Raw genomic sequence first — 25,396 nt, 5'->3', positions numbered from 1 at the left:
TCTGGCAGTCAGGAAGCTCGCGTCACTTGCCGTGCCCCATGCGCCCCACGGTTGCGTTTCGAAGCGTACCGCTCACTTGATATTTCACCGAATGTCCTGCCTACCTCATCCCGGCTCGCGCGGCACGCCGGCGCGGTCTTTCGAAAGCTATCGACAGCACCGTCTCCTCAGGTGCTGGAGAGGCGGACGACCGCCTGCACGGCATCACGCTTGGGATGATCACTAACCGCCCCACGTCCCAAGGTTCCCGAGAGCCCAGGGCGTAAATCATCGCATTGAGGAACAAGAGCTGCCTCGGCTCGAAGCAGCAGGGTGCTTGATCAGACTCAAAGACAAATTTTCGAACTCGAACGCATAAACGCATAGTTCCTGGCAAGGCGGCTCGCCGGGCGAATGCCGACAATCGATGGCATTCGCTCACGACAAGAAAAAGAGCCGCCCATGAATATGTATCAGAGCACTGCCGAGACCGCTGCCGGCCACATCGGACGCCGCCAGTGCCGCGTCGAGGACGCCGCCCTGCTGCGCGGGCTCGGCCGCTACGCCGATGACGTCGCCACGCCGCCCGGCACGCTGCACGCCGCCATCGTCCGCTCGCCCCATGCCCATGCCCGCGTCGTTTCCGTCGACGCCTCCGCCGCGCTGGCCCTGCCCGGCGTGCACGGCGTGCTGACCGGCGAGGACGTCAAGCGCTGGGCCAACCCGTTCCCGGTCGGCGTGCGCGCGCCGATGGAGCACTGGTGCCTGGCGGTGGACAAGGTTCGTTACGTCGGTGAACCGGTGTGTGTGGTAATCGCCGACGACCGCTATCTGGCCGAGGACGCGCTGGATGCCGTGCAGGTCGAATACGCGCCGCTGCCGGCGATTGTCGACCCGGAATCCGCCACCGCCGAGGATGCCCCCGTACTGCACGAGGCGGTCGGCAGCAACGTGGTCAACGAGCGGAATTTCCGCTATGGCGAGCCCGAGCAGGCCTTCGCCGAGGCCGCGCGGCGAGTGTCGATCAAGGTCCACTACCCGCGCAATTCCTGCACGCCGATCGAATGTTACGTGGTGCTTGGCCAGTACCAGCCGGCGACCGGCACCTATGATGTGCTCTCCAACTTCCAGGGGCCGTACGCGCTGCACTCGGTCATGTCCCGCGCGCTGAACGTGCCCGGCAACCGCCTGCGCCTGCGCACCCCGCCGGATTCGGGCGGCAGCTTCGGCATCAAGCAGGGCGTATTCCCCTACGTCGTGCTGATGGGCCTGGCGGCGCGAAAGGTCGGTGCGCCGGTGAAATGGGTCGAGGACCGCCTCGAGCACCTGCAGGCCAGTTCCAGCGCCACCAACCGGGTCTGCGAGATCGAGGCGGCGGTGGCGGCCGACGGCCGCGTGCTGGCACTGAAGTACGACCAGATCGACGACTGCGGCGGCTACCTGCGCGCCCCGGAGCCGGCCACTTTCTACCGCATGCACGGCAACCTGACCGGCGCCTACGCAATCCGTAACCTGCTGGTGCGCAACCGCGTGGTGCTGACCAACAAGGTACCGAGCGGGCTGAACCGCGGCTTCGGCGGCGGCCAGGTATATTTTTCGCTGGAGCGGCTGATGCATCAGGTCGCGGTGGAGCTGGGGCTCGACCCGCTCGAGGTGATCCGCCGCAACCTGGTGCCGACCGGCGCCTTTCCCTATCGCGCTGCCGCCGGCGCCCTGCTCGATTCGGGCGATTATCCGGCGACGGTCGATCTGGCGGTGCGCGACGGCGGGCTCGACGAGTTGCTGCGCCGCCGCGAGCAGGCACGCGCCGAGGGCCGAATCTACGGCATCGGCTACACCGCGGCAGTCGAGCCGTCGATCTCCAACATGGGCTACATCACCACCGCGATGACGCCCGAAGAGCGGCGCAGGGCCGGGCCGAAGAACGGCGCGGTGAGCACGGCCACGGTGAGCGTCGACCCGCTGGGCGGCGTCAGCGTGCTCATCGCCTCGACGCCCCAGGGCCAGGGCCACCAGACCGCGGTCTCGCAGGTCGTCGCCGAGGTACTCGGCGTGGCGCTGGAGAGCATCAGCGTCAACGTCGAGCTGGATACCGGCAAGGACGCCTGGTCGATCGCCTCGGGCAACTATTCCAGCCGATTCGCCGGCGCCGTCGCCGGGTCCGTCTACAACGCCGCGATGCGTATTCGCGAGCGCATGGCCGATATCGCCGCAGCCATGTGGAACGTGCCGGCCGCCGACGTACGCTTCGCCAGCGGCAAGGTGTTCGTCGAGGACGGACCGAGCCAGCCATTCCACCGCATTGCAGGCACGACCCACTGGTCGCCTGGCCTGCTGCCCGAAGGCGAAGCCGGCGGGTTGCGTGAGACCGCCTTCTGGAGCCCGCCGCAGCTGACCGCACCGAGCGAAGAGGACTGCATCAACAGCTCGCTGTGCTACGGCTTCATCTTCGATATTTGCGCCGTGGAGATCGACCGGGTCACCGGCGAGGTGCACATCGACCGCTACGTCACCTGCCACGACGCCGGGCGCATCCTCAATCCGATGCTGGTCGACGGACAGATCCGCGGCGGCTTCACCCAGGGGCTGGGCGTGGCGCTGATGGAAGAGTTCGCCTACGCCAACGATGGCAGCTTCCTGTCCGGCACCTTCGCCGATTACCTGGTGCCGACCGCGCCGGAAGCGGTTGAGCCGGTGATCCTGCACATGGAAACGCCCTCCCCGTTCACCCCGCTGGGCGCCAAGGGCGTCGGCGAAGGCAACAACATGAGCACTCCGGTGTGCATCGCCAACGCCGTGGCCGATGCGCTCGGCCGCTCGGATATCCGCCTGCCGCTGACGCCTTCGCGGGTGCGCACCATGATCGGCATCGACGAGCCGCCGGCGCCCGAGGGCATGGTGCTCGACGCACCAAGGGTGGCCGGCGGCTCCAGCCTGCAGGCCGAGGATTCGGTGGAAATCCCCGCCTCGCCGCAGCAGGTGTACGACGCCCTGCTCGATCCGCAAACGCTGAAGGCGATCATCCCCGGATGCCACGCGCTGGAACTGGAAAGCGAGAACCACTATCGCGCCGACGTCACCGTGGGCGTCGGCATGATCCGTGCGCGCTTCGCCGCCCAGGTCGGTCTGACCGACCTCGACCCGCCACATTCACTGAAGCTGTCCGGCTCCGGCAACAGTCCGATGGGCTCGGCCACCGGCAGCGCCCGCGTACGCTTCGTCGAGCTGGACAATGGTCACACCCGCCTCGAGTACGTCTACGACGCCGCGGTCAGCGGCAAGATCGCCGCGGTCGGCGGGCGCATGCTGCAGAGTGCCTCGAAGGTGATCATCGGGCAGATCTTCACTCGCCTGGCGCAGCGCTTGAGCGGCGCGCCGGTACGCACCGGGCGGTGGCAGCGCCTGCTCGGCCTGTTCGGCAAGGGAGGCGCACAATGAAACCGGCCGCATTCGATTACGTCCGCGTCGCCAGCAAGCGCGAGGCGCTGGAAATCCTCGCCGAGCACGGCGAGCAGGCGCGGATCATCGCCGGCGGTCAGTCGCTGATGGCGGTGCTCAACATGCGCCTGACGCAGCCGCGAGTGCTCATCGACATCAACCACGCCGAGGACCTGCGTGGCCTCGCGGCCAAGCGTGACCGGCTGGTGGTCGGTGCCGCCGTGCGTCAGGTCGAGCTGATGGACCGCGCCGGCCTCGCCGACGAGGTGCCGCTGCTGGCCCGCGCGCTGCCCTGGATCGGACATTTCCAGACACGCAACCGCGGCACCGTGTGCGGCTCGGTGGCGCACGCCGACCCCAGCGCCGAGATCCCGCTGTGCCTGGTGACCCTCGGCGGCCACGTCGTGCTCGAATCGCTCAAGGGCAAGCGCCGCGAGGTGCCGGCCGCGGAGTTCTTCCAAGGCGTGCTGACCACTGCGCGGCGCCCGGACGAGCTGGTCAGCGAGGTGCACTTCCCGCTGGCCGATCCGACCGTGCGCTACCGCTTTCGCGAAGTGGCCATGCGTCATGGCGACTTCGCCCTGGTGGCGCTGGCCGCCTGCATTCGCGAGGAGGGCGTCGAACTCGGCATCGGCGGCGTCTCCGACCGTCCAGTACTGCGCCGCCTGCCACACGACGACGGGCTGGCCAACGCACTCAACGCTTTCGCCTGGTCACTCGGCGCGCAGGACGACGTACACGCCAGCGCGGCGTACCGGCGTCATCTGGTGCGCGAGCTCGGCCGGCAACTCATCGAGGAACAGGCCCATGCACGTACCCGCTGATCAACGCTTTCCCATCCGTCTACAGCTCAACGGACGTACCCGCCAGGGGCATGCCGAACCGCGCATGCAGCTGTGCGACTTCCTGCGTCACGAGCTCGGTGTCACCGGCGTGCATGTCGGCTGCGAGCATGGGGTCTGCGGCGCCTGCACGGTACTGGTCGACGGTGTCGCCTCACGCTCCTGCCTGATGCTGGCGGTACAGGCCCACGAACGACGCATCGACACCGTCGAGTCGCTGGCCTGCGATGACACGATGAACGACCTGCAGCAGGCTTTCAGCCGCCATCACGCGCTGCAATGCGGCTTCTGCACCAGCGGCATCCTGATGTCCTGCGTGGAATTCCTCGAACGCGTGCCCGAGCCGGACGAGGGCCAGGTGCGTGACATGCTGTCCGGCCACCTGTGCCGTTGCACCGGCTACACCGGCATCGTCCAGGCGGTGCTCGAAGTGGCGCGGCAACGTCAAACCCCACAACAACAACAAGCCTTGGAGAACACTCATGTTTGATTTGGGACGCAGCTTTCTCGCTGCGGTGGAACGCCGCCCGGAGGCGGTGGCGATCAGTGATGGCGAACTGAAGAGGACCTACGAGGCCTGGTTCGACGATATCCAGCGCGCTACGCACGGGCTCGAACGTCTCGGCCTGCGCAAGGGCGACCATCTGATCGCGGTGATGCAGAATCGCTGGCAGATGGCGACCCTGCACTGGGCCTGCCAGTTCGGCGGCATCGTCATGACCCCGCTGAACTGGCGATGCACTTCAGAGGACCTTGCGTGGTGCCTGGCGGATGCGGACGCCCGCGCGCTGATCCACGACGACTCGGCCGCCGAAGCGGTGCAGGCCTGCGGCGCATTGCGGATTCCCTGCATCGGCGTCGGCGAATCCGCCGCCGCCGATGGTGCGCTGAGCTTCGAGCAGCTGTGCGCCGAGGCGCCGGCGCAAACCCTTCTGCGCGCCGGCGCCGAGGACTGGTCGTTGATGCTCTATACCTCCGGCACCACCAGCCGGCCGAAAGGCGTGCCGCGCCGACACCGCGTCGAGCGCGCGGCGGCAGTCGCCCACGTGGCACAGAACCTCTACGGCCACGACGAATGCACCCTCGGCGTGATGCCGCTGTACCACACCATGGGCGTGCGCTCGCTGCTGTCGATGGCGTTGATCGACGGCCACTTCGTCTGCGTGCCGAAGTTCGACGTCGAGGCCACCCTCGATGCCATCGAGCGCGAGAAAATCAGTAACCTCTATCTGGTCCCGACCCTTTACCACATGCTCATCGAGCATCCGGCATTCAGCCCCGAACGGGTCGCCAGCGTGCGCAAGATCGGTTTCGCCGGCGCGCCGATGAGCGATGGCCTGATGCGCCGGGTCGAGGCGGCCTTCCGACCCGAGCTGTTCGTCAACCACTACGGCAGCTCGGAGATATACACTTTCACCATCGACCAGAACGCCAGTCGCAAGCCCGGCTCGTCCGGACGCTGCGCGCTGAATCAGCGGATCCGCGTGGTCAGTCTCGACGCCTATTCGTCATCGCAGATCGTCAAGCCCAACGAGGAGGGCCAGATCATTGCCGACCTGGCCAGCGACGAAGCTTTCGAGGGCTACTGGAAGCGCCCCGACGCCGACGCCAAATCGCTGCACGATGGCTGGTACTTCACCGGCGATACCGGCTACTTCGATGAGGAGGGTGATCTGTTCGTCACCGGCCGGGTCGACGACCTGATCATTACCGGCGGCGAGAACGTCAGCCCGGCGGAGATCGAGAACGCCCTGTCGCTGCACCCTGCAGTCGAAGAAGTCGCGGTCATCGGTCTGCCCGACGAACAGTGGGGCAAGCTGGTCGCCGCCTTCATCAAGTTGCGTTACCCGGTCAGCGAAGAAGAACTCGACGCCCATTGTGTCAGCTCCGGCCTGGCCCGCTTCAAACGGCCGCGCCGCTACGAATTCATCGAGCAGATTCCCAAATCCCCTGTCGGCAAGATCTTGCGCCGTGTACTGGTGACCCAGTACGGCGAACTCAAGGCCGCCAACTGACCCTTTCGACAAGAGGAAAGACCATGGATACCACCACGCCCGAGCAGCTTCTCGCCAACGAGTTCGACGGCTTCACCGTCGAGGTCGACACCACCCGAGAGCGCGCCGACATCATTCTCGACCGTCCGCCATACAATGTCATCGCCATGAGCCAGCGTGAAGCGCTGCGCCAAGTGTTCGAAGCGCTCGACGCGCATTCCGGCGTCCGCGTCATCGTGCTCCGCGCCCAGGGCGAGCACTTCTCCAGCGGCGGCGACATCAAGGGCTTCCTCGAGGCCTCGCCGGAGCACGTCTCCAAACTGGCCTGGAACGTCGCGGCGCCCGAGCGTTGCACCAAGCCGGTGATCGCCGCCAACCGCGGCTACACCTTCGGCGTCGGCTTCGAGCTGTCGCTGGCCTGCGACTTCCGCATCGCCTCCGAGACCACGCGCTACGCACTGCCCGAACAGAACCTGGGACAGATTCCGGGTTCCGGCGGCTCGGCGCGCCTGCAGAAGATGATCGGCATCGCCCGCACCAAGCATATGGTCATGCGCGCCAAGCGGGTCACCGGCCAGCAGGCCCATGACTGGGGCTTCATTACCGAATGTGTACCGGATGCCGAGCTGGAAAGCACCGTCGACGCTCTGGTCGACGAACTGCGCCGCTTCTCGCCGCTGGCCCAGCGCACGGCGAAGAAGCTGATCAACGACAACGAGGATGCGCCGCTGAAGGTTGCCATCGAGATGGAAGGCCACTGTTACAGCCGACTGCGCAGCTCGGCCGACTTCAAGGAAGGCGTCGAGGCATTCCACGGCAAGCGGCCGGCAAACTTCCGTGGGGAATGAGTTCCACGGCGAATAATCGCCGACCTGCACGACTGCCGGCCCGCTCGGGCCGGCAGTCGGCAAACGGCCAGACGTAAACAACAACAAGCGAAGGCACTGCCATGTCCCAGAACTTGTCTCATCCAGCAGTCGGTATTCCTCCTGCCGCCGACGAACCCTCGCTGCGCAGGGCCCTCAACTCCCGATCCATCAGCGCCGGCGTGGTGGCCGCACTGTTCGGCTGCACCGGGCCGGCCCTGGTAGTCATCAACGCCGCCGAAGCCGGACATCTGAGCAATGCCCAGACGGTCGCCTGGCTGTTCGCGATCTACGTTCTTGGCGGGCTGATCAGCCTGTTCCTGGCGCTGCGCTACCGACAGCCGATCTGCGGTGCCTACACCATCCCCGGCGCGGCGATTCTTGCCGCGTCGCTCACCGTCATTCCGTTCAGCGACGCGGTGGGGGCTTTCATCTTGAGCGGCCTGCTGGTCTTCGTGCTGGGCATCACCGGATTGATCGGCCGGCTGATGCGCTGGCTGCCGATGCCCATCGTGATGGCGATGATCGCCGGAGCGCTGATCCGTTTCGCCACCGGCGCGATCGACGCCATCGTCAGCGCGCCGCTGATCGCCGGCGTCGCCGCACTGAGCTTCTTCCTCATCACACGCGTCACCCGTGCGGTGCCGCCGGTATTGGTCGCCGGGGTGGTCGGGTTGGTGCTGGCGTTCGCTCTCGGGCAGCTGCAACCGGCCGATGTGAATATCGCCTGGGTGATGCCGGCCTTCACCGCGCCGACCTTCTCGCTCGACGCATTCCTGGCCATCACCATTCCGCTCACCGCACTGGTGATCGGTGCGGAGAACGCCCAGGCCACCGGTGTGCTGATGGCCGAAGGATACCGCCCGCCGGTCAATGCGATGACCGTGATCAGCGGCATCGGCGGCATGTTGGCCGGCCTGCTCGGCGGGCACAACGCCAATATCGCCGGACCGATGACCGCCATCTGCTCCTCCGAGCAGGCCGGCGAGGATCCACGCCTGCGTTACGGCGCGGCGATCGTCACCGGCGTGCTGTTCGGCCTGTTCGGATTGTTCGCCGGGCTCGCGGTGCCATTCATCCTGGCCCTCCCCAAGGCGCTGATCGTGGTGATTGCCGGGCTGGCCATGATTGGCGTGCTGCTCGGTGCCTTGCAGCAGGCCTTCCAGAAGGGCGGCGCCTGCCAGATCGGCGCCTTCGTGGCCCTGGCGGTCGCCATGAGCCAGTTCTCGCTGCTGGGAATCAGCTCGCCGTTCTGGGCGCTACTGTTCGGCGTCGCGGTGTCGGGGCTACTCGGAGAAACCCGCCACTGAACGGCGCCGGTAGTATGTCCGCAACGCGCTAGAGCTGTGCCTGATGGCCTGTATCAAAAATCGTTAATGGCCAGGCCATCCGGCAGACGGCAAGATGAAACTGCCACCGATGTCCCGCGTCGGTCGAGCAGACAAAAGATAAGAACAAAACAACGGTGAACCGCCATGCTCCTCTGCCAGACTCCCGGGTCGCCGGCCCGTCTCGCCATCCTCGCCCCGCCGGGTCCAAGCCCCGCCTGCCCGCACGCCCATGATGCGGCGATCCCGGCACACCGAAGGTTGACGGCCACCGCGTTCGGCATGCGCCTGCCGCGCGGTGACCATACTCCAGCCTCGGACCGTCATACGCCAGGACAGACCCCATGAAAAGATTCCTCAACCCCGCCTCCGTCGTTGCGCTCGGCTGGTCGGCGTTCCAGATCTACATGGTCTACGGCACGCCACTGGACCTGATCGTCGCGGTGCCGATCCACATCATGTTCGGCCTCGTGCTGACGTTCATCACCCATCCGCTGCGCAAGCAGGACCTCGGCCACTTCAGCGTGGCGCGCGCCTCGGACTATCTGCTGGCCGCCGTGGCCGTCGCCATTGCCCTATTCTACCTGCTCAACGCGGAAGCACTGACGATGCGCATCGCCATGGTCGACCCGCTGCGCACGATCGATCTGGTAGTGGGCGTCGCCACCCTCTTGCTGGTGATCGAAGCGGTACGCCGCGCCCTCGGGATGGGCTTGACCGTGGTCATCCTGGCTTTCCTGATCTATCAATTCATTGGCCCGCAGCTGCGTGACATACCGATGCTGAGCATCATCGGTCACGACGGCGAACCGAGCCGGTTGTTCCTGGAAACCTTCCTCGACGTGCAGGTGCTGCAGAACGAAGGCGTATTCGGCATTCCCAGTATCGTTTCCTACGGTCAGGTCTTCTACTTCCTGTTATTCGGCGCCTTTCTCCAGCTGTTCGGCGGCGGCCAACTGTTCATGGACCTCTCCGTGCTGCTGGTCGGCCGATTCCGTGGCGGCATGGCCAAGGTCTCGATCGTCTCCTCGACGCTGTTCGGCTCGGTGAGCGGTAGCGCAACGGCAAACGCTGCGGTCATGGGCATGTTCACCATTCCGGCGATGAAGAAGTCAGGCATGAGCGCCGAGCAGGCTGCGGCCGTCGAGGCAACCTCCTCCACCGGCGGTCAGCTGATGCCGCCGGTCATGGGCGCAGCAGCCTTTCTGATCGCCCAGTTCATGGGCATCCCCTACGCCGAGGTGGCGATTGCCGCGTTGATTCCGGCACTGCTGTTCTACGTCGCGCTGTATTTCGTCGTCGACCTGCTGGCCCGGCGCAAGGGCCTGGCCGGCCTCAAGCGAGACGAGCTGGGCACGAACTGGAACAGCGTGCTCAAGCGGCTGTATCTGCTGATTCCGGTGTTCCTGCTGGTCTACCAGATCATGGCCGGCCGCGCGCTGAGTTCGGCGACGCTCCAGGCAATCTGGCTGACGCTGTTTCTCGGCCTGGCCACGCGCGCCTGGGAGGGTTTCTCCCGGCACGGCGCTCGTGGGATATTGAAGGCTGCCGGCTCGGTCGTTGACGACTCGTTTCAGGCGCTGGATTCCGGCGCGCGCGGCGCAATCGCCGTGGCCATCCCTTGCGCCGGTGCCGGCATCGTGGTCGGCATCGCCTCGATGACCAACCTCGGCCTGACCTTCGGCAGCTTCGTCACTGCGCTGTCCGGCGGCATGCTGATCCCGGCGTTGCTGCTGGTGATGTTCATGGTCATCGTGATGGGCATGGGCATGCCGACCACCGCGGCTTACATCATGGGCGCCATCCTGGCCATTCCGGCACTCGACAAGCTCGGTATTCCGGCGCTGTCCTCGCATTTCTTCGTGCTCTATTTCGCCGCCCTGTCGATGGTTACGCCGCCTGTGGCGTTGGCCGCCTTCGTCGCTGGCGGCATCGCCAAGGCCAACGTCTGGCGGACCGGCTGGGTAGCGTTCCGCTACAGCCTGGCCGGTTTCCTGGTGGCCTTCGCCTTCGTCTTCAGCCCGGCGCTGCTGCTGCAAGGCGACTGGCAGGCCATCGTTCCGGCGGTAGCCACCGCGGTGATCGGCTGCTACGCCCTGGCCGGGTGCGTTGCGGGCTATCTTCGCGCACGCAACTCGCTGCTCGAATCGGCACTGCTGCTGATTGCGGCTGCATTGCTGATCGCGCCCGTGCTCAAGGCCTCGCTGGCAGGGCTGGTGGTGCTCTGCGGGGTCTGGGTCTGGCAGAGCCGCAAGGCGCGCAACACCCAGAGCGAATGCGTGCTGGGAAGGACCAGGGCCTAGCGCCACCGGCCCTGCATAATTCAACCAAGGAGAACAACAAGATGAGAACGATTCTGAAAAGGTACGCTGCAGTTTTCCTGCTGAGCGCCATGGGTCTGGGCGGCAACGCAATAGCGGCCGAACCGGTGAACGTCAAATTCGTCGCCGGGCCGACCGGCACCACCTGGTACGCCTATGCCGGCGCCTTGCGCGGCGAAATGCTCCAGCGCCTCCCCGAGGGCTCCACGGTGGATATCCAGGGTACGCCCATGGCGATCGCCAACACCAAGTTGCTGGCCGCCCGACGTGCCGACATCGGCCTGATCTTTCCGCCGGTGGTTGCTTGGGCGCAACAGCCGTTCGGCCCGTTCCAGCGCAAGGCAGAGAATATCCGCGGGCTGGTCGGCGGACTCGACCAGTACTACCAGCGCATCACCGTGCAGACCGACAGCCAGATCCAATCGATCGCCGATATCAAGGAGCAGAAGTTGCCGGTGCGCATCGGCACCGGCCCGCAGGGCAGCCTGAACGAGTATATCGCCAGGCTGATCCTCGAAGCCAATGGCCTGTCGTACGAAGACATCGAGTCCTTCGGTGGCAGTATCAGCAAGTCGAACCTGAGCATCCTGCAGGACCAGTTCGGTGACAAGCAACTGGACATGATCATCGGTATCACCACCGCCGGGCACCCGAACACCGCCCAGCTGTCGATCACGCCCGGACAGCGCTTTCTCAGCCTGAGCGAAGACGCCATCGTGTACCTGGAAAAGTTCGGTTTCGTTCACGCCACCATGCCGGCCAACATGTTCGAAGATCAGGATCAAGCGGTCGAAGGGGTCGGTTTCAGCACTTCCCTGTATGCCACCGAGACGATGTCCGACGATGATGCCTACGCAATAACCAAGGCCGTCATGGAAGGTCAGGACGCACTCAAAAGCGCCTTCGGCTCGATGAAGGGCTGGACTGCGGAAGGCTCGGCGAAGCCGGCCAACCTTGCGACTCCCCTGCATCCGGGGGCGCGCCAGTATTACGAAGAAACCGGACTGCTCAAGTGAACCCGACGCTGCGCGGGCCCCGCCCGCGCAGCCTTCGCCCAGCCGATTCAGTGAGGACTCCATGACAGAGGACAACAGGCTCGACGGCGGCCAGGCCATCGTCGAGCTGCTCCGGCGTAACGGTGTGGACCGCGTGTTCACCGTCCCCGGCGAAAGTTTCCTGCCCGTGCTCGACGCGTTGCACGACGCCCCCGACATCGCCCTGGTCGTCTGCCGGCAGGAGGGCGGAGCGTCGATGATGGCCGAGGCTTATGCCAAAACTACCGGGCGTCCGGGCGTCTGTTTCGTCACCCGCGGACCGGGCAGTGCCAATGCGCTGGCCGGGCTGCACGTGGCGGCGCAGGACTCAACGCCTCTGCTGGTATTCGTCGGTCAGGTGCCGCGCGGTTTTCAGCAGCGCGAAGCCTGGCAGGAGGTCGACGTCGCTGCGCTGTTCGGTTCGGTGGCCAAGTGGGCAACCGATATCCAGGACGCCGCGCGCCTGCCGGAATATCTCTCCCGCGCCTTCTCCACCGCCCGCTCGGGCCGTCAGGGCCCGGTGGTGCTCGGACTGCCCGAAGACCTGCTGTACGAGCGACTTGAACCGGTCGCGCTCAGCCCGGCGCCGATCAACCAAGGCTATCCGGCACCGCAAGCGATGACACAGCTGCAGCGGATGCTGGACAAGGCGCAACGCCCGTTGGCGATCTTCGGCGGGTCCGGCTGGAATGCCGAATGCCGCGCGCAACTGCAGGTCTTCGCCGAAGCGCATGCCCTGCCGGTGGCCACGGCTTTTCGCCGTCAGGACCGCTTCGACAACAGCCACCCGAACTACGCCGGCGATGCCGGTCTGGGCATGAACCCAGGCCTCGCCAGGCTAATCGAAGAAGCCGACCTGCTGATCGCGATCGGCACCCGCCTGGGCGACATCACCACGCGGCACTACGAGCTGGTGGATGTGCCGAAACCTCGCCAGTCGTTAATCCACATACACCCCGATCCGCAGGAGCCCGGTCGTGTGCGTGTACCGGAGCTGGCCATCTGCGCCTCAGTGGAGGGCTTCGCCGAGACGGCCGCCGGCCTCGAGCCGGTTGAGACTGCTGCCGAGCGCCAAGCCTGGCTGACGCAAGTGCGCGAAACCCGCGAAGCCTGGCAAAAGCCGACCAATCTGCCAGGCTCGCTGCAGCTCGGCGAGATCGTCGCCTGGCTCGGCGATCGATTACCGGCTGATGCCGTGATCAGCAACGGCGCCGGCAACTATACGCTCTGGGTGCACCGCTTCTACCCCTTCCGCGGCTGGGGCAGCCAGTTGGCACCGACATCTGGCTCGATGGGCTACGGCCTGCCGGCGGCGATTGCTGCCAAGCTGGCCAACCCACAACGGCCGGCCGTGTGCTTCGCCGGTGATGGCTGCTTCCAGATGACCTGCCAGGAACTGGCCACCGCGATGCAGTACGGTGCCAACGTCATTGTCATCGTGGTGAACAATGGTTCCTACGGCTCGATCCGCATGCATCAGGACAAGCATTATCCCGGCCGTCGCTACGGTACCGACCTGGTCAACCCCGACATGGTTGCCCTGGCCCGCGCCTATGGTGCCGGTGCCGCACGAGTGGAGCATACGGAACAATTCGCCGAAACGTTCGAACAGGCGCTGGCGGCCGATCGCCCATTCCTCGTCGAACTGGTGATGGACCCGGCAATTCTCAAACCCTGATGCGTCCCCTCCCCACCGCCCCGAGGGCGGACCTTCCACCAGCAATACAAAGAACAGAGCGTCCGGCACGCCAGCCAGGGGCCCCTCTGGGGCCCTCTTGTTGGAGCACGCTTCACCGGAATGCCGGGCCGTATCGCTCAGTGCATCACCGAGCCACCATCGACCACCACGGTCTCGCCGGTCATGAAGGCGCTGTCGTCGGAAGCGAGGAACAGCAGCGGACCGATCAGATCGTCCGGCATCTGATCACGCTTGATCGCTCGGCTGGCGATCACCGGCGCAGTCAGACGCTCGCGCATCTCGACATTGGCCACGACGCCTTCGCTCAGCACCAGCCCCGGTGCCAGGGTATTCACCGCAATGCCGTAATCGCCTAACTCACGCGCCAACGCCCGGGTCAGCGCGAGGATGGCGCCCTTCGACGTGACATAGTGCAGCAGATTCGGCGTACCCTTGAATGGCGTGCCGGACGAGATATTGATGATCCGTCCATAACCTCTCTCCTTCATGTATGGCACCACCGCCCGGGCGCAGATGAAGGGACCACGCACGTTGACAGCCATCACCTTGTCCCACTCACCAAGGTCGATCTCCTCGAACCCCTTCATCTTCAGCGAAGCGTAGATCGCCGCGTTGTTTACCAGTACGTCGACCTGCCCGAAGCGCTCCATCGCCGCGGCAGCCATCGCGGCCACGGACGCCTCGTCGGACACATCGGTCTCAAGCGCGATGGCCTCACCCCCCATACCCTCCAGCTCGGCGACCAGCCCCGAGCCGTCGAGCACGTCGGCGATAACAATGCGTGCCCCTTCGGCCGCCAGCGCCCGGGCGTAGATGGCACCGATGCCCTGGGCCGCGCCGGTGATGATCACCACCTTGTCTGTCATCCGATTCATAGAGTTCTCCAGTCGAACCCGGCCATGTCAACCGGGAGTAGGCGTTTGCGACCTTGAACAGGTCAGGAAATGAACACGGTCACCAGCCCCGGCTGCCAGGAGGTCAGGATTATTACCAGCAGGGTGACCAGCAGGAACGGCAGCAGAGGCCGCATGATCTCGCCCGGCCGGCAACCGGTGACGCGAGAGGCGACATAGAGGGCGGCGCCGACCGGTGGGGTCAGCAGGCCAAGCGTCAGGTTGATGCACATGACCACACCCAAGTGGTAAGCGTTGATACCGTAGACCGACTCAGCCACCGGCAGCACGATTGGTACCAGCAGGATCAGTGCAGCGATGCCGTCGAGAACCATGCCCACTACCAGCAACAACGCGGTCAGCAACAGCATGTAGATGAAGGGATCGGAGGTCATGCCCTGCATGATGACGCCGAGCTGCTGCGGAATCTGCTCGTAGACGATGACCCAGCCGAACACTGCCGCCGCGGCGACCAACGCCAGCACCACCCCGCTGTTGATACCCACTCGCAGCAGCATGTCACCCATGCGATCGAGCTTCATCTCACCATGGGCGAAGCGCCCGACCAGTACGGCCATGGCCGCACCCACCGCTGCCGCCTCGGTCGGCGTGGCGATGCCGCCGATGATGCTGCCGATCATTATCACCGGCACGCTGAGCGATGGCAGGCTGCCGACAACGTTGTGCAGCATCTGCGCACGGGTCAGGCGTTCGTTCGGCGGGTAGTGGTAGAAAAAGCCGAGCAGCGCAATGACCAGGATAAAGCCGCCAGCCATGAGCAACCCCGGAATGATGCCGGCGATGAACAGGTCACCGATGGAAATCTGCGCGAGAACGCCAAATATCACGAACAGCATCGATGGCGGAATCACTGGCGCCAATAGCGCGCCGGCTGCCGTGGTGGCAGCGGCAAAGTTGCGGTCGTAACCCTTCTGGTGCATTTCCGGCACCATCACTTGCGCCATCACCGCCACCTGGGCGTTGGCCGAGCCAACGATCGAGGCCATCATCATGTTGGCGAGGATGTTGATATAGGCCAGGCCGCCGCGGATCGAGCCAAGAAACACCGAGGCGAAGGCGACCAGGCGCCGGGTGATACCGCCCTCGTTCATCAGTTCGCCGACCAGCATGAACAGCGGAATGGCGAGCAGTCCATAGTTGTCCAGCCCGCCGAAGAACTGCTGCGGGTAGGAGAGGAACAGCACGCTATTACCACTCGCCTGGATGTAGACCATGGCGCTGACCGCCAGCACCAGCGCGATCGGCACACCGATGAACAACAGTACCGCAAAGAGTCCGATGACCATTGAGCTACTCCCTCGGGCCGGCCGCGAGCCCGACCCCCGGCGCCGAGTGCGGCGCACGCAGGCTGTCGAGCAGATTGGCCAGTGCATGGATGCTGCTGGTGAAGGCCACCAGCGGCAGAATCAGCCAGAACCAGAACTTGGCAACACCGAGCGTTGCGGTCGGTTCCTGGTAGATGAAGTTGAAGGATCGGGCGGCAAAGGCATCGAAGTCGAAACCGCTGCGCCACAGCGTCAATGGGTCGAACCATAGATAGCAGAGCACCAACAGCGTCACGGCAAAACCGAGCACTACCAGATCGGCACTACACCGGAGTAGCTTACGCGCGGCGTCGGGCACCGCATCGGTAAGCAGCGTGACGGCGACCGCCTCACGGGTCTGCAGCGTGACCGACAGGCCCAGCATCGCCAGCCAGACCATGGTCAGCACAGCCAGTTCGTCGAGCCAGAAGATTGGCGCTTTCAGTGCCCGGCCGGCGACGTTAACCAGAACCATCAAGGGCAGGACCAGTACCAGCGCGCGCAGCGCAGCCCGTTCGCCGCGGCCGATCAGGTGACTCAGCGCTCGGATCATAGAGCTCTCTCCGAAGGAAACTCATGCGGATGTCCCGGCGGCGCGTCACGCCCGTCGGGCCCGATTTCAGGGTTTCAGGTTGACCGCTTCCTGGCGCAGGTCAGCCAGGACCGGGGCCTTCTTCAGCCAGATCTCTTCCCACTGCTGTAGTTTGTCACCGAAGAATTCGGGTCCCACGGGGATGACCTTCACACCGGCCTGCTCGATACTCGCCTGGGTTTCGGCTTCGGATTGCTCGTAGTGTGCCGTCAGCGTGTCGAGGTGCTTGCGGGTCAGCTCGCGAATCAACGTACGGTCTTCTTCGCTCATCTGCGCCCAGACCCTGCCGGACATCAGGCCGATCACCGGGAACATCATGTGATTGCTCTGCAGCACGGTCTTGGCGCGTTCGTAGAGGCGCAGTTTCCAGACCAGCTCGAGGTCGGCATCCACACCGTCGACCTGCCCGTTGGCAAGCGCGTCGTACACGTCGGTGACCGGCATCGGTGTCGAGGCGGCGCCGAGCAGACGATAGAAGTCCTGCACCGGCGGAAAGGGGGTAATGCGGATCTTACGACCGTTAATGGCATCGACCGTATCGGTCGGGAAGGCATTGAGCATCAGCCGCATGCCCGCCACGCCATAACCGAGCCCGACAACACCGGCCTTGGCCGGCAGTTGGGCAAGCATCGCCTGGGCGGTCTCGCCATGGAGCAGTTGGCCAGCCTGGACCACGTCACGCACGAGATAGGGAGCGAACAAGGCGCCGAAATCCGGCACCCGGTTGGCCACCTCGGCGGCAGTCATGAAGGCCATGTCGAGCGCGCCGGTTTGTAACTGCTGCAACATGCGCGCCTCGCTGCCGAGCTGGCCGGCGGGGAAAATCACCACGTTGTATTTGCCGCCCGAGCGTTCCTTGAGCTCCTCCCCCATGGCCTGCGCGGCTTGCGACCAGGCATGAGTGCCCGGGACGATCAGGCCCAGGCGTAGATCCTTGGCCATCGCGCCGGTACTGAACAGGAGCGCAACAGCGAAACCTAGCGTGCATAGCCATCTTGTTGTTTTCTTCATGATTTACCTTTTTGTAGTTATCGAATTGCAGTTATCGAACAGACAGTTCTTCTTATTATCCTTGTTGCCGTCCCGGCGACGCTCGTCTCCTCCGGGTCCGGCGCACTGCTTGCTGATCAAGAAGCTAGCGCAAGGCCTCTCTCCTCAGCCATTAGGGAATAATGATGCAGAAGATCACGGAACGTTATGGACGGTGACGGAAGCTGCCGAAATCGAGGGGCGTCACTGTCTTGTTCGGAACAGGCAGGCTGAATAACGCGAGACATCGCCGGTACTGATGGCGCGCATCAAAAAAGCTTAATAGGCAGACTTTCGCCACGGCCCTAGCATGGCCAAAACAATAATCGCGAGATAATTTGCCATGACGCCTATGCCTTCCCCTTCGGTCGATTCCGCCCTGGCCACTCTGCCACTTGGCGCCAGCCTGCGCGGCTGGCTGGATCATCTGCAGCGCACCCAGCGGCTGAGCATCATTCGCCCGGGTACCGATCTGCGCTTTGGCGTCGCGGGCATCGCCAACCGCCTGGACGGTCACAGTGCTTCGCTGTTTCTGAAGCCCGGCGGGCATGCGATTCCGGTCATTTCCGGCCTGCTGTCGGACCGTCAATGGATGGCCGAAGCGATGGGCGTCGAACCCAGCCAGGTACTCGCCCGCTTCGAACATGCCAGCCTCGAGCCATTGCCCTGGCGGGAAATCACCGAGCCCAGCTGTCAGCAAGTGATCCACCGCGAAGTCGACCTGCTCGGCCAACTGCCGATCCCCACGCACAACGAACACGACAGTGGCGCCTATATCACGGCGGGCCTGCTGATCACCCGCAATCCGCGCACCGGGATACAGAACGTATCCATTCACCGCCTGCAGGTCAGCAGCTCCAACCGCCTTGGTGCCCTGCTGTTGCCGCGCCACACCCTGGCCTATTTTCAGGAGACCGAGCACAACAACGAAGACCTCGAGATCGCCGTGGTGGTCGGCTGTGATCCGCTGACACTGATGGCGTCACAGGCCATCGTGCCGATCGATCATGACGAACTGGAGATCGCCGGCGCGCTGCACGGTCGCCCGCTGCCGGTGGCGAAATGCGTGACCAACCGCATCCGCGTTCCGGCCGAAGCGGAGATTGTCATCGAAGGACGATTGCTGGCCAACGCCCGGGAGGAAGAAGGACCGTTTGGCGAATTCCCGCAGTACTACGGCGAGCGCGCCGAGCGCCACGTCATCGAGGTGGACGCCATCACTCATCGCCAGGCGCCGATGTTCCACACCATCGTGGGTGGCGGCCTCGAGCATTTGCTCCTCGGCGGCATCCCGCGCGAGGCGACCATGCTCGCGCACCTGCGGCGCAGCTTCCCCTCGGTACGCGACGTGCATCTGGCGCGCGGCGGCGTGTGCCGCTATCACCTCTACGTGCAGATCGAAAAGCGCTCGGAGGGCGAGGCGAAGAACGTGATTCTCGGCGCGCTCGGCGGCCACTACGACATCAAGCACGTGGTAGTGGTCGACACCGACGTCGATATCCACGACCCCACCGAGGTCGAATGGGCGGTGGCGACACGCTTCCAGGCCGATCGCGACCTGGTGTTGGTCCATGAATCCCAGGGCTCCAAGCTCGATCCTTCCACCCGTGACGGCATCGGCTCGAAGATGGGCTTCGACGCCACCGTGTCGCTGACGGCACCGCCGATGCGCTTCAAGCGAATCCGTGTCCCGGGCGAGGCCGAGGTGGACCTCGCTGCGGTCAGCCAGGCGGCGGGTGCCGACTGGCAGCAGTTGTTCGGCCAGCCGAACAACTGCTGACCGATAGCGGCGCACGACGGCGCCCTGCCTTCTCTGGATATTCAACCGCAAGGGCGATTCCCCGGACGACAGTTCACCAGGTACCGTTTCGGGACGCCACCCGAACGGGTCACGACCGGTAAAGGGCGCAGCGCCCTTTCCAGCGGCTAAAACAACCACAAGCAGCTTCGCCGGACAGGAGATACAAAATGCAGCAGGCACGACACTTCATTGACGGTCAATGGTGCGATAACGGCCAGTGGGCCGACAGCCTCGATCCCGCCAATGGCGAACATATCGGACGCTTCGCCGAGGGGGGGGAGGAGCAGGCCCGAGCCGCAGTCGACGCCGCCGCTCGGGCATTCGAGGACCCGCAGTGGTCACAGAATCCGCGTCTGCGCCAGCAGGTGATGCTGGACTGGGCCGCGTCGCTGAAGGACCGCCAGGAAGAGCTGGCCGTTTTGCTCACCCGCGAGAACGGCAAGGCGCTGGCGCAGTCGCGCGGCGAGATCGGCGGCGCCATCTCGGAAATTCTCTATTATGCCGGGCTCGCGCGGCACACCCCGGGCCACGTGCTGGAAGTCGCCCCCGGCGAGTTCTCGACAATGCTGCGCGAACCGGCCGGCGTGGCCGGGCTGATCATTCCATGGAACGCTCCGGCCGTGCTGCTGGTGCGCGCGCTGGCCCCGGCGTTGGCGGCCGGCTGCACCTGCGTGGTCAAGCCGGCGCCGCAGACCGCACTGTTCAACGCCGCCTTCCTCACGCCGTTGCTGGAGCTGCCGACACTGGCGCCCGGCGTGGTCAACCTGTTCGCCGAGACTGGCCATGCCGGCGCCGCCTATCTGGTCGCCACGCCGAAGGTCGACGTGCTCAGCTTCACCGGCTCCACCGCCACCGGCACGCAGATCATGCGCGACGCCGCACCGACCATGAAGAAGCTGTCACTGGAGCTCGGCGGCAAGTCCTGCTGCCTGGTGCTGGACGACGTCGACGTGGCCGAGGTAGCGCCGAAGCTTGCGGCCGCAGCGACCATCATCTCCGGGCAGCAGTGCACCGCTGCCCGGCGCGTGCTGGTGCATGCCAGCCGCGCGGCGGAGATGAAGAAGGCGCTGGCCACCGCGCTGGCGGAGATCCGCCTCGGCCACGGGCTGGAAGCCGCGACCCAGATGGGTCCGCTGATCGACCAGAAGTCCCGCGATCGGGTCGAGCAACGTATCCGTGAATCGATGGACAGCTGCGACGAGGTGCTGCTGGCGGGTGGCCGCCCAGGTGATACGCTCAAGAGCGGTGCCTTCCTCTCGCCAACGTTGATCGCCCACCAGGACAGCGGCGCATTCTTCTGTCAGGAGGAAATCTTTGGCCCGCTGTTGGTACTGGAAACCTTCGAGGACGATGCCGAGGCCGTGCGCCGCGCCAACCATACCGAGTTCGGCCTGTCAGCCAGCGTCTGGACACGCGACGGCGCCCGCGCCATGCGCCTGGCCCGGGCGCTGCGCAACGGCACGGTGTGGATCAACGACCACAACAAGCTGTTCGCCGAAGCGGAAACCGGCGGCTACCGCAAGAGCGGCCTGGGACGCCTGCATGGCTACGACGCATTGCTGGATTTTACAGAGCTCAAGCACGTCTATCAGAATGTCGCGTGCCTATAGACCGACATGGACGAGGTTGAGATATGGAACTGCGCCAGCTGAAGTACTTTACCTGTCTGTACGAGGAGGGGTCGGTAACCAAGGCGGCGCAGCGGCTGAACATCGTTCAGCCGGCCCTTTCGATGCAGATCGCCAAGCTAGAAGAGGAGCTCGGCCAGCCGCTGTTCGAACGCACCCCCAAGGGAATGACCCCGACCGAGGCCGGCATACAGGCCTATCGCCTGTTCATGCCGATCCTCGGCGGGCTGCTGGAAGCGCGGCAGACGCTGATCGACCGCAGCGGCAAGATCGGCGGGCGGATCAACGCCGGACTGATCGCCTCGGCGGCCAACCAGGCGCTGGCCAGCACACTAGCCTACTTCGTCGAGCACCACCCGGACGTCGAACTGCAGATCAGCTATGGCTATAGTCAGGACCTGATCGACCGAGTCCTCTCCGGCGCGCTGGACTTCGCGGTGATCAATCAGAGCTTCCAGCAGGAACATCTGCACCGTACCGACATCCTCAATGAAGAGTTGCTGGTCGCCACCGGTGCCACCACGCGGCTGCGCAATCCGCTGCCGGTACCGCTCACGGCGCTTGGCCAACTCAAGCTCGTCCTTCCGTCTCGTCGTCACGGACTGCGCATCGTGATAGACCAGGCGCTGGCGGCCCAGGGCATCGAGCTATCCCCGCACATGGAACTCGACGACCTGACGGTGATCGAGAGCTTTCTGCGACGCAGCGACTGGATCAGCGTGTTGCCGGCAACCGTACTGCAGCGCGGCCTAGAAGAGGGTGCCATACGCGCCTATCCGCTGGCATCGCCCGGCATTACCCGGCGAATGATATGCGTGCATGACAGCCGGCGGCCGCTTACCCCGGCCGCCATGCTATTCATCGATATCATCAGCAAGACGCTCGGCACCGCGCTCAATGCCATCCATTTCTTCAAGGAAGGCGCCACTCAGGATGTAGACCATGAACTCAGCTAGTTCACGCCCACAGCGGCTCGTCATCGGCATTTCCGGCGCATCGGGCGCTATCTATGGCGTTCGTCTGCTGGAGTTGTTGCGCGACACGCCGATCGAGACACACCTGATTGTCTCGAAATCGGCGCTGATCACGCTGTCCCACGAGACCGGGCTTTCCTGGTCGCAGCTCAAGCCGCTGGCCACCGTGTGCTACTCCAACCAGGACATCGGCGCGGCCATCGCCAGCGGTTCGTTCAAGACCATGGGCATGCTCGTCGCGCCCTGCTCGATACGCTCAATGTCGGAGATTGCCAGCGGCGTGACCTCGACTCTGCTGACCCGCGCCGCCGACGTGGTGCTCAAGGAGCACCGGCGCCTGGTGCTGATGGTGCGCGAGACGCCGCTGCACCGGAACCATCTGCGCACCATGACCGAGCTGGCCGAGCTCGGCGCTATCATCGCTCCGCCGGTGCCGGCGTTCTACGCCAAGCCGGCCTCGCTGGCGGATATGGTCGATCACACTCTCGGCCGAGTACTCGACCTATTCGACATCGAACTCGGCGTGGTCAAGCGTTGGCGCGAGGTGCCAGAAAACCTGCCCACTCTCGACGAGGTCGAGGCGACGACCACCGAGCGCTGACCCCTCATGTCCGCACCCGCCGCCCTCCACCAACTGCCGAAGCATCCATCAGCGGGGCAGCTTCGCCAGGAACGCGCCGATCAGCCCCAGCACGCGCGTACGCGCCTGATCCTGCGGGAAGTGCCGGCAATGATCGAGCAACACTGTCCGACAGGGGCCGCGGACCTCACGAGCGATGGTCTGCAGTTGCGCCGGGGTGGCGAACTCATCGTCACGCCCCTGGATCGCCAGCAGCGGTACATGGATCTGCGGCAGGGTCCGGTGCAAGTTCCAGGTGGCGAAGGCCGGATCCAGCCAGGTTTCGCTCCAGCCACGGAAAGCACCGTCGAGGTTGTCGCCGTGGTAGGCGTGCAGGCGTTTGCGCAGGTTGCCGCAGGCGTAGGCCTTGACCGTGCGTCGCACGCCCTCGATGCTGGCCGGCTCGACATCCACGTGCGGCGCCAGCACCACCACGCCCTGCACGCGCGGGTCCTGGCGGGCGGCATAGGCGAGTGCGATGGAAGCGCCATCGCTGTGGCCGATCAGCACCACCTGCTCGAGCGCCAAACCGTCGAGCACACGCTCGAGTTCGTCCGGGCCGGCCACGCTGAGGTAATCGAGCGGTCGAGGCAGCGCCACCGGGCTGGAGCGGCCGTAGCCTTGACGGCTGTAGGCCAGCACCGGCAAGCCGCAGGCTTCGCCCAGTTGCGCCGGGAAATCCTTCCACAGCTCGAGGCTGCCGAGCCCCTCGTGCAACAAGACGAGCGTGGGGCCGGCCGAGTCCAAGGGTCGCAGAAGCTGATATTCGAGCCTGGCGCTGGCGGTCTCGAGGAAATGTCGGTGCGTCATCGAATACGGGCCCTACTGGCTGAGAGCGAGAAGGTTAACCGATTTTGCGCGGTGCTTTCGGCGATCATGCTCGTCATGAAAAATTCTAACATGCGCCCACTCGACCTTCAGGTAATGGACTCCGCCTTGCAGTGGGTCCTCAATGGCCACACCGTCTGGCCATGCACGGTGCTGGAAGTCGAGAGCCGACCTCGACGAGCGCACGGCGCCCGCCTTTTCTCTCCCGACCGCCCCGTAAGGAGCTAGCGATGTCCACTGCACAACGCGTCTTTCACGGCAAGTTCGGCCGGGTCGCCCTCCTCGACATGGACCGCTCGTTGGTCACCCATTCGCATCATGAGTGTCATGTGCTGGTGAAGGCCTCCGGTGCCGACACCTTCTTCAATGTCAATGGCCGCCAGGTGCCGCTGACCGACCGCAATGCGGTGCTGGTCAACGCCTGGCAACCGCACTATTACGACTACCAACCCGGCGCCGAACAAACGCAGATCCTCGCGCTCTACATCGAGCCGGCATGGCTGGCCGAGGCCCAGCAGTCGTTGGCCCTGAGCGCCCATCCGGGGTTCTTCGCCCAGCCCAGCATCGAGTTCAGCAGCAAGAACCGATCAATGGCTGACCGGCTGATCGCCGAGGCCTGCAGCGTCGGGCTGGTGCCACGCGAGCATATCGAATTCCTGCTGTTCGATTTCCTCATCGAGCTGATCGAGGGCTACTCGCAGTGGAAGCAACTGCGCCGCCTTGGCATTCAGGTCCGTCAAGGCTTTCGCGACGCACGTATCCGCCGCGCCTGCGATTACCTGCAGAACCACCTCGACGACCCTGATTGCATTGCCAACGCTGCACTGACTGCCGGATTGTCTCGGGCGCATTTCTTCACCCTGTTCCGTCAGGATACCGGCATGACGCCAACGCTGGTGCTCAATGATGCGCGGATGCGTCGAGCCTTTGTCTGGCTGGAGCGTGAACGCACCGGTACGCTCGGCCAACTCGCGGAGAATCTCGGCTTCTCCGAACAGGGCCATTTCACACGCTTCTTCCGCCAGCACATCGGTGCGTCGCCGAGTCAGTATCGGCGAGTGGTCGACAGTTATCGCTCAAGCGATACGGAATAATCTTCGTGCATTGGCTGCCGGTGGCGTCCTGGTGTAAGCAACAACGGACCCGGCCCCTCTACTGGCCGGGGTCTATGCCGCTGCGCCCAAGGCCAGGCTCCCGGGCGCCGCATTGTCTGCTATAACCGTGCTACACGCCCGGACAAGGACAGACCATGACTCTACGCTGCGCCATTCTCGACGATTACCAGCACGTCGCCCTCACCTTGGCCGACTGGTCGTCGCTGTCTCCTCAGGTCGAGACCGTCGTATTTCATGAGCCTATCGCCAATCGGGATACTCTCGCCGAGTCGCTTGCCGAATTCGATATCGTCGTCGCGATGCGCGAGCGCACGCCCTTCCCCGCCGCGCTGCTCGAACGCCTGCCGCGGCTCAAACTGTTGATCACCAGCGGAATGCGCAACGCCGCCATCGACATCGCTGCCGCCAAGACGCACGGCGTCATCGTCTGCGGCACCGGCGGCCGCTCCGAACCGCCGACCGAACTCAGCTGGGCGCTGATCCTTGGTTTGGCACGTCATCTGCTTATCGAGAACAACGCGCTGCGCTCAGGCGGGCCGTGGCAAAGTACGGTGGGGATTGGGCTTGCCGGCAAACGTCTGGGCCTGCTCGGACTGGGAAAGATCGGCAGCAAAATGGCGCGCATCGCTCAGGCCTTCGACATGGAGGTCAGCGCCTGGAGCGAGCATCTGACCCGCGAGCGCTGTGATGAGCTTGGCGTCGAGCTGGCCGCCTCCAAAGAGGCGCTGCTCGAGGCCAGCGACATCGTTTCGATTCATCTGGTGCTCAGCGAGCGCACCCGCGGCCTGATCGGTGCCCGCGAGCTGGACTTGATGAAACCGCAGGCGCTGTTGATCAATACTTCGCGCGCCGCCATCGTCGATCAAGAAGCGCTGATCGCGGCGCTTGAGCGCGAGCGCATCGCCGGCGCCGGGCTCGATGTCTTCGACACCGAACCGTTGCCGCTCGACCACCCGCTGCGCCAGTTGCCCAACGTGCTGGCCACGCCACACCTCGGCTACGTCGCCGACGTCAACTACCGCACCTACTTCGAAGAAGCGGTCGAGGATATCGAGGCCTTCCTGAGCGGTACGCCGGTGCGCACGCTCTAG

20 protein-coding genes are annotated in these 25,396 nt (G+C 64.8%); 15 read left to right on the top strand and 5 right to left on the bottom strand.

Annotated features, from left to right (window positions below):
* Positions 1-441 precede the first annotated feature (441 nt).
* From ACW4DH_RS16045 to ACW4DH_RS16005, 9 genes are all read left to right on the top strand, one after another.
* Entirely contained in the window at positions 442-3,417 is a 2,976-nt protein-coding gene (locus tag ACW4DH_RS16045) for a xanthine dehydrogenase family protein molybdopterin-binding subunit (RefSeq protein WP_459637413.1), read from the top strand.
* Positions 3,414-4,241: an FAD binding domain-containing protein gene (locus ACW4DH_RS16040; protein ID WP_459637412.1), complete on the top strand. Its 828-nt coding sequence runs from the start codon at positions 3,414-3,416 to the stop codon at positions 4,239-4,241. The genes ACW4DH_RS16045 and ACW4DH_RS16040 overlap by 4 nt, the downstream gene beginning before the upstream one ends.
* Entirely contained in the window at positions 4,225-4,749 is a 525-nt protein-coding gene (locus tag ACW4DH_RS16035; RefSeq protein ID WP_459637411.1) for a (2Fe-2S)-binding protein, read from the top strand. Before ACW4DH_RS16040 ends, ACW4DH_RS16035 begins: the two co-directional genes overlap by 17 nt.
* Positions 4,742-6,274, top strand: a complete 1,533-nt coding sequence (locus ACW4DH_RS16030; protein ID WP_459637410.1) for an AMP-binding protein — start codon at positions 4,742-4,744, stop codon at positions 6,272-6,274. The genes ACW4DH_RS16035 and ACW4DH_RS16030 overlap by 8 nt, the downstream gene beginning before the upstream one ends.
* A gap of 23 nt (positions 6,275-6,297) precedes the next feature.
* Positions 6,298-7,101, top strand: a complete 804-nt coding sequence (locus ACW4DH_RS16025) for an enoyl-CoA hydratase/isomerase family protein (protein WP_459637409.1) — start codon at positions 6,298-6,300, stop codon at positions 7,099-7,101.
* 113 nt (positions 7,102-7,214) lie between these two features.
* Positions 7,215-8,429 (top strand): benzoate/H(+) symporter BenE family transporter, encoded by a 1,215-nt coding sequence (locus ACW4DH_RS16020; protein WP_459637408.1) that lies wholly within the window; start codon positions 7,215-7,217, stop codon positions 8,427-8,429.
* A 362-nt stretch (positions 8,430-8,791) separates the two neighbouring features.
* The gene (locus ACW4DH_RS16015) at positions 8,792-10,750 is read left to right on the top strand and encodes a TRAP transporter permease (protein WP_459637407.1); all 1,959 of its coding nucleotides are present in this window, start codon (positions 8,792-8,794) and stop codon (positions 10,748-10,750) included.
* A gap of 41 nt (positions 10,751-10,791) precedes the next feature.
* Complete coding sequence (locus ACW4DH_RS16010) at positions 10,792-11,784, top strand: TAXI family TRAP transporter solute-binding subunit (protein ID WP_459637406.1); 993 nt, start codon at positions 10,792-10,794, stop codon at positions 11,782-11,784.
* Positions 11,785-11,845: 61 nt separating this feature from the next.
* Entirely contained in the window at positions 11,846-13,480 is a 1,635-nt protein-coding gene (locus tag ACW4DH_RS16005; RefSeq protein WP_459637405.1) for a thiamine pyrophosphate-binding protein, read from the top strand.
* 137 nt (positions 13,481-13,617) lie between these two features.
* On the opposite strand, the gene ACW4DH_RS16000 is transcribed toward ACW4DH_RS16005, so the two are convergent.
* From ACW4DH_RS16000 to ACW4DH_RS15985, 4 genes are all read right to left on the bottom strand, one after another.
* Entirely contained in the window at positions 13,618-14,376 is a 759-nt protein-coding gene (locus ACW4DH_RS16000) for an SDR family NAD(P)-dependent oxidoreductase (RefSeq protein ID WP_459637404.1), read from the bottom strand.
* Positions 14,377-14,438: 62 nt separating this feature from the next.
* Positions 14,439-15,701, bottom strand: a complete 1,263-nt coding sequence (locus ACW4DH_RS15995) for a TRAP transporter large permease (RefSeq protein ID WP_459637403.1) — start codon at positions 15,699-15,701, stop codon at positions 14,439-14,441.
* 4 nt (positions 15,702-15,705) lie between these two features.
* Positions 15,706-16,272 carry a TRAP transporter small permease gene (locus ACW4DH_RS15990; protein WP_459637402.1) on the bottom strand — a complete coding sequence of 189 codons (567 nt, stop codon included), beginning with the start codon at positions 16,270-16,272 and terminating at the stop codon, positions 15,706-15,708.
* A gap of 66 nt (positions 16,273-16,338) precedes the next feature.
* Positions 16,339-17,322, bottom strand: coding sequence for a TRAP transporter substrate-binding protein (locus ACW4DH_RS15985; protein WP_459637401.1), 984 nt, complete (start codon positions 17,320-17,322; stop codon positions 16,339-16,341).
* Between the two features lie 361 nt (positions 17,323-17,683).
* Here ACW4DH_RS15985 and ACW4DH_RS15980 point away from each other — a divergent pair, with 361 nt between their 5' ends.
* From ACW4DH_RS15980 to ACW4DH_RS15965, 4 genes are all read left to right on the top strand, one after another.
* Positions 17,684-19,120 carry a UbiD family decarboxylase gene (locus ACW4DH_RS15980; protein WP_459637400.1) on the top strand — a complete coding sequence of 479 codons (1,437 nt, stop codon included), beginning with the start codon at positions 17,684-17,686 and terminating at the stop codon, positions 19,118-19,120.
* Between the two features lie 188 nt (positions 19,121-19,308).
* Entirely contained in the window at positions 19,309-20,751 is a 1,443-nt protein-coding gene (locus ACW4DH_RS15975; RefSeq protein WP_459637399.1) for an aldehyde dehydrogenase family protein, read from the top strand.
* A 23-nt stretch (positions 20,752-20,774) separates the two neighbouring features.
* The gene (locus ACW4DH_RS15970; protein ID WP_459637398.1) at positions 20,775-21,725 is read left to right on the top strand and encodes a LysR family transcriptional regulator; all 951 of its coding nucleotides are present in this window, start codon (positions 20,775-20,777) and stop codon (positions 21,723-21,725) included.
* A complete protein-coding gene (locus ACW4DH_RS15965; RefSeq protein WP_459637397.1) occupies positions 21,712-22,344 on the top strand; it encodes a UbiX family flavin prenyltransferase in 633 nt (210 codons plus the stop codon). Before ACW4DH_RS15970 ends, ACW4DH_RS15965 begins: the two co-directional genes overlap by 14 nt.
* Before the next feature lie 48 nt (positions 22,345-22,392).
* Here the strand turns inward: ACW4DH_RS15965 and ACW4DH_RS15960 are convergent, their stop codons facing one another.
* Positions 22,393-23,172, bottom strand: coding sequence for an alpha/beta fold hydrolase (locus ACW4DH_RS15960; RefSeq protein ID WP_459637396.1), 780 nt, complete (start codon positions 23,170-23,172; stop codon positions 22,393-22,395).
* A 248-nt stretch (positions 23,173-23,420) separates the two neighbouring features.
* Here ACW4DH_RS15960 and ACW4DH_RS15955 point away from each other — a divergent pair, with 248 nt between their 5' ends.
* Positions 23,421-24,284, top strand: coding sequence for a helix-turn-helix transcriptional regulator (locus ACW4DH_RS15955; protein WP_459637395.1), 864 nt, complete (start codon positions 23,421-23,423; stop codon positions 24,282-24,284).
* A 155-nt stretch (positions 24,285-24,439) separates the two neighbouring features.
* Positions 24,440-25,396 carry a D-2-hydroxyacid dehydrogenase family protein gene (locus tag ACW4DH_RS15950; protein WP_459637394.1) on the top strand — a complete coding sequence of 319 codons (957 nt, stop codon included), beginning with the start codon at positions 24,440-24,442 and terminating at the stop codon, positions 25,394-25,396.

The organism is Halomonas sp. WWR20, from assembly GCF_054602495.1.
The sequence above is the reverse complement of the archived record's forward strand: the minus strand, read 5'-3'. Positions and strand labels throughout refer to the sequence as shown.

Bases quoted from the DNA above. Each gene is read 5' to 3' on its own strand.
- ACW4DH_RS15975 (WP_459637399.1), top strand. From the start codon at position 19,309: ATGCAGCAGGCACGACACTTCATTGACGGTCAATGGTGCGATAACGGC.
- ACW4DH_RS15970 (WP_459637398.1), top strand. From the start codon at position 20,775: ATGGAACTGCGCCAGCTGAAGTACTTTACCTGTCTGTACGAGGAGGGG.
- ACW4DH_RS15980 (WP_459637400.1), top strand. From the start codon at position 17,684: ATGACGCCTATGCCTTCCCCTTCGGTCGATTCCGCCCTGGCCACTCTG.
- ACW4DH_RS15960 (WP_459637396.1), bottom strand. From the start codon at position 23,172: ATGACGCACCGACATTTCCTCGAGACCGCCAGCGCCAGGCTCGAATAT.
- ACW4DH_RS16030 (WP_459637410.1), top strand. From the start codon at position 4,742: ATGTTTGATTTGGGACGCAGCTTTCTCGCTGCGGTGGAACGCCGCCCG.
- ACW4DH_RS15995 (WP_459637403.1), bottom strand. From the start codon at position 15,701: ATGGTCATCGGACTCTTTGCGGTACTGTTGTTCATCGGTGTGCCGATC.
- ACW4DH_RS16000 (WP_459637404.1), bottom strand. From the start codon at position 14,376: ATGAATCGGATGACAGACAAGGTGGTGATCATCACCGGCGCGGCCCAG.
- ACW4DH_RS15965 (WP_459637397.1), top strand. From the start codon at position 21,712: ATGAACTCAGCTAGTTCACGCCCACAGCGGCTCGTCATCGGCATTTCC.
- ACW4DH_RS16045 (WP_459637413.1), top strand. From the start codon at position 442: ATGAATATGTATCAGAGCACTGCCGAGACCGCTGCCGGCCACATCGGA.
- ACW4DH_RS16025 (WP_459637409.1), top strand. From the start codon at position 6,298: ATGGATACCACCACGCCCGAGCAGCTTCTCGCCAACGAGTTCGACGGC.
- ACW4DH_RS16035 (WP_459637411.1), top strand. From the start codon at position 4,225: ATGCACGTACCCGCTGATCAACGCTTTCCCATCCGTCTACAGCTCAAC.
- ACW4DH_RS15955 (WP_459637395.1), top strand. From the start codon at position 23,421: ATGTCCACTGCACAACGCGTCTTTCACGGCAAGTTCGGCCGGGTCGCC.
- ACW4DH_RS16015 (WP_459637407.1), top strand. From the start codon at position 8,792: ATGAAAAGATTCCTCAACCCCGCCTCCGTCGTTGCGCTCGGCTGGTCG.
- ACW4DH_RS16005 (WP_459637405.1), top strand. From the start codon at position 11,846: ATGACAGAGGACAACAGGCTCGACGGCGGCCAGGCCATCGTCGAGCTG.
- ACW4DH_RS15990 (WP_459637402.1), bottom strand. From the start codon at position 16,272: ATGATCCGAGCGCTGAGTCACCTGATCGGCCGCGGCGAACGGGCTGCG.
- ACW4DH_RS15950 (WP_459637394.1), top strand. From the start codon at position 24,440: ATGACTCTACGCTGCGCCATTCTCGACGATTACCAGCACGTCGCCCTC.
- ACW4DH_RS16040 (WP_459637412.1), top strand. From the start codon at position 3,414: ATGAAACCGGCCGCATTCGATTACGTCCGCGTCGCCAGCAAGCGCGAG.
- ACW4DH_RS15985 (WP_459637401.1), bottom strand. From the start codon at position 17,322: ATGAAGAAAACAACAAGATGGCTATGCACGCTAGGTTTCGCTGTTGCG.
- ACW4DH_RS16010 (WP_459637406.1), top strand. From the start codon at position 10,792: ATGAGAACGATTCTGAAAAGGTACGCTGCAGTTTTCCTGCTGAGCGCC.